Origin of the sequence: Aurantimonas sp. A2-1-M11, from assembly GCF_036549475.1 — a bacterium.
Classification (GTDB): Bacteria; Pseudomonadota; Alphaproteobacteria; order Rhizobiales; family Rhizobiaceae; genus Aurantimonas.
On the sequence record NZ_JAZHLI010000152.1, the window covers coordinates 1 to 3,313 of the forward strand.

A 3,313-nucleotide genomic window follows, 5' to 3' on the forward strand; every position below is an offset into this window, starting at 1 on the left:
AAAAACACCGGAAATCAATCGGGTCAGGATCGGTTTCCGGCATTCTCCAATACTTCAAACCCGATGGGAATCCCTGAAGCACAGGGCATCCAAGGGTTTTTCAGGGCGAACCATTTAGAAATCACACTCCGCCAATTTCCAAACCCCTGTTTTTCCGGCGTTCTGCCCACCAGCGCGCCCAGCCAGGGTGGCGCAATGAGCCGTGTATCGAGTGGTGTACAGCGTGGTGTATCGTGCGGTGTATCGTTGGAAGGGGGCGCTGGCAGGCGAGGCCGGAACGCCGCGTCCCGCAGCCCGGGCCCCCATCTCGTGCGGTGCGGCACGAGCTATCTGTTCCAAATCCGGTTGCCGATCGATCTCGGTGGCGGCCGAAGCGTGGCTCCGATCCGGATCGGCATCGGCGCACGTCCTGCGAGCGACGCTCGGCGCCTCGCCGACATCCTGGCGGCTGCCGCACGCGCGGAGTTCTCTCGCATCAAGGCACGACGCATGAGCGGCGAAGACAAGTCCGGCGACGAGACGCACGTCGAGCCGCTGTTCTCGGGCGAGGACGCGCGCGAGGTTGCGATCGAGATGCGTGGCTATTTGAAAGCCATGCATCGGATCGTCGACAAGGATGCTCCGGTTCCTTCGCCAGATCAGACCGCCGCCTTCACCGGGCTGCGCGGTCTGGTCGGCATTGCCCGCGAGATCGAGAAGGGACCGGAAGGCAATCCGGTGGTCGTCGAGAACGTCGATCTCTTGAAGGGCAAGTACGTCGACCAGTTCGCGGGCACGGCCCTGACGGCCGTCGAGAATGCGGCCCCGACGATTCCCGCTCCGACCGCTGGTCCGGCACCGTCGATCCCCGCGCCACCTGCGCCTGCCGTCGATCCGGTGCAGCCACCGCGCGCACCCGTATCGGTCCGGCATACCGAACCGCGTCAGGTTGGCCTGGACGGAAAGACGATTCCGGCCTTCATGCTCGATCGCCGCGTCGTTCCGCGCCGAGCCTCGGACATGCCGCCGTTCAGCGAGGTCTCGGACGACTATCTCACCGCCCGGCAGACTGCCTCGCCTTCCAAATGGAGAGACATCAACACGGCGCGGTTCCGCCGTGACCTCTTCATCGAGCTGATCGGCGACCATCCGATCGACACCTACAACGCCGCAGATTTTCAGGCCTACGTCCATCTCCTGACCTACTGGCCCGCGGAGGAGAAGGAGCGGAGGGGCGACTGGACTGCGCGCCAGATCATCGAGAACAATCGGGACCTGCATCTGAAGCCGATCGGACTTTCCACGTTCCGGGAAGGCTATGTCGGAACGATCGCGACGATGATGCGGCACAAAATGGCGGAACTCGGCTACGCCGATCCCTTCGCTGGCGCCAAGATCCGCTACCCGGAAACCGCTGCTCCGAAACGCAGCGCGCAGCCGCTGTCGGCGGAAAAGATTTCCCGGCTGTTCCGGACAGGGGTCGAGAGCGGACTTCTCGACGAAGCGATGCTGCCGCTTCTGGGACATTTGACGGGGCGCCGCCTCGGGCTCCTCATCCACCTTCAGGGGAGCGATGTCCGGGAGAAGTTCCGTGGCGTCTTCGTGGCGGAGACCTCCGGCATCGTGCTTCGGGACAAGGCGTGGATGCGCGTGCCCTACAAGACCGACGCGAGCACGGACTACTTCGTGCTCCATCCCTTCCTGAAGGAAATCGGGTTCATCGACTGGGCTATGGCGCAGGGCGAGACGTTCCTGTTCCCGGAGATCATGCGCCTGGTCGATCCGTCCAAGAGCGCGTCCTCCTACATGCAGCGCCTGTTCCAGAAGGCGGGTTTCCAGAAGAAGGCGGGCGAGGTGTTCCACTCGCTGCGCGGCGGCAACATCGACGAGATGCGCGAGGAGAAGGTCGACGGGAGGATCCGGCGTCTCCAGGTCGGCCACACGATCGGCGGCGACGAGCACGAAGGCTACGGCCGACAGGTTCTCAGCGAGAAGGGCGCCCGCCAGCTTTCCATGATGCCGCTGAACCCGGAGATCGATTTCTCGATGTTCCACGGGTTGCAGTTCGATGTCATGGCGAAACGCAAACGGACGCGAGGGCGGCGGTCGAAGGCCGAGGAGTCGCAGTCGTGAGGATTTGCGTTCAAGGTCTATGCGCAGTGAATTCCGCCCTAACGGTGCGCATCCCGAACATAGGTGACGTAAAAATTCTTGATCATGCGATGTTCTTGCAGCCGATCGCCCAGTAAAAATCCTTGCGCCTTCCTCAATGGCGGTTGGAATATGTCTAGCCCACGGTCGAGGACGATTTTCCACCCGGCGTCTGTCGCAATGTCCCGTGCGTGAGCGGTTCCGGTTCCGTCGAAAGCCCAGGTAAATTCGACACCTGTGCCTGCGGCCGCTTCAGTGATGGAGTCCAGGAGTTCTCTTTGGGATGCGATGTTCCCTTCATCCGGCCCCGTCACGAGATGAATGGCGATCTGATCTTCCGGCGGCTTGCGGCGGATGACCATCTCGACGAACTCCATCATGTTCCGGATCTGATAGAAGATCCGGATATAAGGATCGGTGACGACGATCCGTGTCGCGCCGTCGAGGTACGGACCGAAGAGTTTCTCGTAGCTGATACCTTTACGGTTCTCCGCAAAGACAACATGGCCTTCCTCCAGTCCCGTAGGCTTCTCAGGAGCTTGGGCTGTGTTCGGTGCTGCGCGGACGGCGGCATCGTCCCCTCCTGCTGCTTCCGTAGTCTTTTCCGCTTCAGATGCGCATGGGGGCCGCCCCCATAGAACTGCGGGAATTCCTCTTCCTCGACGGTTGTGACCCGGCGCTTCTGGCCATCCGCGCCGACGTAGTGGAAATCGACATCAGGATAGGTGCTGTCGATCCGGAAGAGCTGGTCCTTCACGCGTTTGCGGCATTCCATCGAGAGATGGAGAAGTTCCTCAAGCTCCGCCTCGGATTCTCCGCCGTTAGGGAATAACAGCTTCAGGAGCCCCGAGGATGTTTTGTAGACCGCATCGCGATCCCGCGTGGAAATGCTCTTGCCAACGGTGAAGTGTTGATTCACGCGCAATGCAAAATCCTGCGAACGCAAGTGGCGCAGGATCTCGGCCAGATAGTCGACGATGAATCCGTAGCCCGAGGTGAACATTTCGCCTCGAATCACGTCAACTTCCCAGCCCGGCAGGTAGGCATGCAGGCGATCGATGAACGCGCTATTGAACCGCCCCGGGTTTCCCGGAGACCATTTGGTTTGAGTCCTACGCGGCTATCGGCACGGCCTCAAGCTTGACGTAGTAGGCGGCTTCCGCCTCGGCGGGCGGGAGGTTGC

At 61.6% G+C, this 3,313-nt stretch carries 3 protein-coding genes; 1 reads left to right on the forward strand and 2 read right to left on the reverse strand.

Going from position 1 to position 3,313, the window contains the following annotated elements; translation table 11 throughout:
- Positions 1-489 precede the first annotated feature (489 nt).
- The gene (locus tag VQ042_RS25045) at positions 490-2,112 is read left to right on the forward strand and encodes a hypothetical protein (RefSeq protein ID WP_331822963.1); all 1,623 of its coding nucleotides are present in this window, start codon (positions 490-492) and stop codon (positions 2,110-2,112) included.
- A gap of 38 nt (positions 2,113-2,150) precedes the next feature.
- Here the strand turns inward: VQ042_RS25045 and VQ042_RS25050 are convergent, their stop codons facing one another.
- On the reverse strand, positions 2,151-2,606 hold the full coding sequence (locus VQ042_RS25050) for an MIT C-terminal domain-containing protein (protein WP_331822965.1): 456 nt from the start codon (positions 2,604-2,606) through the stop codon (positions 2,151-2,153).
- Positions 2,507-3,190, reverse strand: coding sequence for a BREX system Lon protease-like protein BrxL (locus tag VQ042_RS25055; RefSeq protein ID WP_442880236.1), 684 nt, complete (start codon positions 3,188-3,190; stop codon positions 2,507-2,509). Before VQ042_RS25055 ends, VQ042_RS25050 begins: the two co-directional genes overlap by 100 nt.
- Between the last annotated feature and the right edge of the window lie 123 nt (positions 3,191-3,313).

Excerpts from the sequence above, each read along its gene's own strand:
- VQ042_RS25045 (WP_331822963.1), top strand. The coding sequence starts at position 490 with ATGAGCGGCGAAGACAAGTCCGGCGACGAGACGCACGTCGAGCCGCTG.